This is a genomic window from Yoonia sp., from assembly GCF_042093035.1.
In the GTDB taxonomy this organism is placed as follows: domain Bacteria; phylum Pseudomonadota; class Alphaproteobacteria; order Rhodobacterales; family Rhodobacteraceae; genus Yoonia.
On record NZ_JBELFI010000176.1, the window covers coordinates 1 to 3,557 of the forward strand.

The following is a 3,557-nucleotide window of genomic DNA, read 5'->3' on the forward strand; positions in this document are numbered from 1 at the left end:
GACATCATCGCTGTCGAAGGCAACGGCGAGCACTTGACGATCAACAATCCGAGGCGCGAAAGGGCCAAGTGTTCGGATCTGGCTGGCGGCGTAATAGATCGTGTTGTTCTCAAGCGCGCGGTCTGCCAGCGGCGGACCAAAGACGGCGATCGCGTCCTCTTTGGTAGAGATACCCACCTGAAGGCTTTCAACTTCGGCCTCTGAGGGCAAATATCCAGTGAACCGATCGATCGAACCGCAAGCTGCGGTAACGGTGAGCAATCCAATGACGCACAGCGCATTGCGCAACCTGACCGATGTTCGTCCCATGACCCTACCCTCTTGCCTTGCCCTGATCGGCCTTTTATCCCACCTACATGACCAAAGACACCTGAGCAAGAATCGAAAGCCGCTTTGACACAACTGCCCCAATCACGGATGCGTTTGGCTGATCTGCCAACAAACCGCCCCTCGCAATTTACCCTGGCCCCCAATGCCGCCGCACGCAAAGCAATTGCGCAGCACCTGGCAATCGTCGGGATCAAGAAGCTGACCTTTCAGGGCTCGCTGGCACCGCTAGGCAAGAGTGACTGGGCGCTCTCGGCCAAGCTGGGCGCCACCGTCGTGCAGGACTGTGTCGTCACCCTTGCCCCCGTGACAACCCGCATTGATGAGCCGATCATCCGCACTTACATGGCCGAAATCCCCGAAATCGATGCCGCGGAGGTCGAAATGGCTCTGGATGAGGCCATCGACCCGCTGCCGGACTCGCTTGATGTGGCGCTGGTGATGATTGAGGCATTGTCACTGGCTCTGCCGCCTTATCCACGTGCAGAGGACGCCGCACTTGGGTCAGCGGCCTTTAGCGCACCGGGTGTCGCCCCCATGACCGATGATGACGCGAAGCCCTTTGCCGGGTTGGGCAGCCTGCGCGAAAGCCTTGAAAAGAAAGATGAATAATCGCGCTCACAACGGCGGCGAAAAAGGCTTGCACATGTGCGGAATCGCAGTATGTTCGCGGCCTCTTTTACATCGTGTCTCGACAGCGCTGCCGCAATGGCGTAGGACGCCGACAGACAAGAGCGAAATCAGGGCGTAAGCCCTATAAAACATAGGGTTGAGACATGGCCGTCCAGCAGAATAAAGTATCCAAATCCCGCCGCAACAACCGGCGCGCACATGACGCGCTGACAGCGGCAAACCCCAACGAGTGTGACAACTGTGGTGAGCTGAAGCGCCCGCACCACGTCTGCCCGTCTTGCGGTCACTACGCGACACGCGAAGTTGTGGCTGACACAACTGAAATCGATCTCGACGACGACGCGGCATAAGCGACGCAAAGGCACCTGACATGACAATGGCCCAGACGGACACCGCTCCGGCGCAGGCAATCGATGTCAAGAACGTGCTTTCTGTTGACGCCATGGGCAGCGACCAAGGGCCTGCAACCGTCGTTGCGGGCCTTTCGAAGTTTTTGGGCGGGACACCGGATGCGCAGGCAATCCTGCATGGCCCCAAAGCCGATTTGGAAAAACTGATCGCAAAGCATGGGCTTTCCGGTCGCGTGCGCATTCACGACGCTTCTGATGTCGTGAAGATGTCCGACAAACCGAGCCATGTGCTGCGCAACGGCAAGAACACCTCCATGTGGTCGGCAATTGACGCGGTACGGGAAAAGCAAGCCGCAGTAGCGATCAGTTGCGGCAATACTGGCGGCTTGATGGCCATGTCGATGTTGCGCTTGCGCAAGGCCGAGGGCGTGAACCGCCCCGCCATCGCATGCCTCTGGCCGTCGCGCAATCCGGCGGGCTTCAATGTGATGCTGGATGCTGGCGCTGATATTCGCGCCGATCAGGACGATCTTCTGACCTATGCGCTTATGGGCGCCTCTTATGCCCGCAACGGGCTCGATATTGCGCGTCCGCGTGTGGGCTTGCTGAACGTTGGGACCGAAGAACACAAAGGTCGCGCTGAATTGAAGGTCGCCCATGAACTTATTGGAAATGCTGCAATAATTGGCGATTTTGAATATGTTGGATTTATCGAAGGCGGGGATTTGCCATCTGACCGCGTTGACGTGATCGTGACCGACGGGTTTACCGGCAATGTGGCACTCAAAACGGGCGAAGGCACTGCCACGCTCATCAGTGAATTGCTACGCAAATCGCTGACATCGAACCCTTTTGCCGCCATTGGCGCGTTGCTTGCACGTGGCGCATTGCGCGGCTTGCGCAAACGCATTGACCCCCGCCGGGTCAATGGTGGTGTGTTCCTTGGATTGAACCAGACGGTCATCAAAAGCCACGGGTCAGCCGATGCGACTGGTGTGGCGGCAGCACTGCATCTGGCATATCGCCTCGCGCAATCCGGTTTTTCGGATAAACTGGCGGCAAGGGTTGCGTCTGCGGCATCACTTGCCCAAGATGCCGGTACAGTGAATGAGACCTCACGTCTCGATACCAAAACGGACAAATAGGCATGATGCGTCGCGCGGTCGTCAAAGGGGTTGGCCATTACCTGCCCGAACGAGTGGTCCCAAATTCCGATTTCGAAAAATCACTCGAAACATCTGACGAATGGATCAAGGCGCGGTCAGGCATTGAGCGACGGCATTTCGCTGCCGAAGGACAGACCACATCTGACCTCGCGGCGGAAGCCGCGAAAGCCGCATTGGCGATGGCGGGGATGGATGCCGCGGACATTGATGCGGTTATCGTGGCGACCTCCACCGCTGATCTGACATTCCCCTCTGCTGCGACCATGGTGCAGCATAAAATCGGCAACACCACCGGCTATGCCTTTGATGTGCAAGCGGTTTGTGCCGGGTTTGTTTTCGCATTATCGAATGCCAATGCACTGATCGCTTCGGGTCAGGCCGACCGTGTGCTTGTGATCGGGGCAGAAACATTCAGCCGGATCATGGACTGGTCCGACCGATCAACTTGCGTGCTTTTTGGCGATGGTGCGGGTGCGCTGGTGCTTGAGGCCGAAGGCGGTACTGGCGCAAACACAGACCGCGGCATTCTGTCAACGGACCTCAATTCCGACGGGCAGTATAAAGACCTTCTTTATGTGGACGGCGGTGTTTCGACCCAAAACACCGGCATGTTGCGCATGGAAGGCAAAGAGATATACCGCCATGCGGTTGAAAAGCTTGCCCAAACGGCAGAGCGGGCGCTGGAAAAGGCGGGGCTCGTTGCTGATGACGTGTCATGGGTTGTTCCCCATCAGGCCAATATCCGGATCATCCAATCGACCGCCAAGAAGCTCGGTGTTGAGATGGAGCGGGTAATTGTAACCGTGCAGGACCACGGGAATACCTCTGCGGCATCGATTCCCCTCGCGCTGTCTGTCGGCGTGCAAAACGGCCAGATCAAGCAAGGCGATGTGGTCGTAACAGAGGCAATTGGCGGCGGATTGGCCTGGGGTTCGGTCGTGATCCGCTGGTAAGGCACCCAAAGCGGCTCTGAAGGACGATTGCCAAGCCGTTGTTATTGACTCTTAAAATGTGCAGCGCCTATCCTTGCCAGAATTGTGAAAGGGTTTGTGATGGCTGATAAAACACTGACGCGGATGGA

General features: G+C 57.4%; 5 protein-coding genes. 4 read left to right on the forward strand and 1 reads right to left on the reverse strand.

Annotated elements, in window-relative coordinates:
• The coding region (locus ACFDSS_RS14110) for an outer membrane protein assembly factor BamE (RefSeq protein ID WP_375256356.1) at positions 1-309 on the reverse strand (309 nt) is incomplete at its 3' end.
• A gap of 84 nt (positions 310-393) precedes the next feature.
• Between ACFDSS_RS14110 and ACFDSS_RS14115 the strand changes: the two genes are divergently transcribed.
• The 4 genes from ACFDSS_RS14115 (at position 394) to ACFDSS_RS14130 (ending at position 3,429) form a co-directional block, all read left to right on the forward strand.
• Positions 394-939, forward strand: coding sequence for a DUF177 domain-containing protein (locus ACFDSS_RS14115; RefSeq protein WP_375256357.1), 546 nt, complete (start codon positions 394-396; stop codon positions 937-939).
• A 164-nt stretch (positions 940-1,103) separates the two neighbouring features.
• A complete protein-coding gene (gene rpmF, locus ACFDSS_RS14120) occupies positions 1,104-1,310 on the forward strand; it encodes a 50S ribosomal protein L32 (protein WP_375256358.1) in 207 nt (68 codons plus the stop codon).
• Positions 1,311-1,330: 20 nt separating this feature from the next.
• Positions 1,331-2,455, forward strand: a complete 1,125-nt coding sequence (gene plsX, locus ACFDSS_RS14125) for a phosphate acyltransferase PlsX (protein WP_375256359.1) — start codon at positions 1,331-1,333, stop codon at positions 2,453-2,455.
• A gap of 2 nt (positions 2,456-2,457) precedes the next feature.
• The gene (locus ACFDSS_RS14130) at positions 2,458-3,429 is read left to right on the forward strand and encodes a beta-ketoacyl-ACP synthase III (RefSeq protein ID WP_375256360.1); all 972 of its coding nucleotides are present in this window, start codon (positions 2,458-2,460) and stop codon (positions 3,427-3,429) included.
• Positions 3,430-3,557 lie beyond the last annotated feature (128 nt).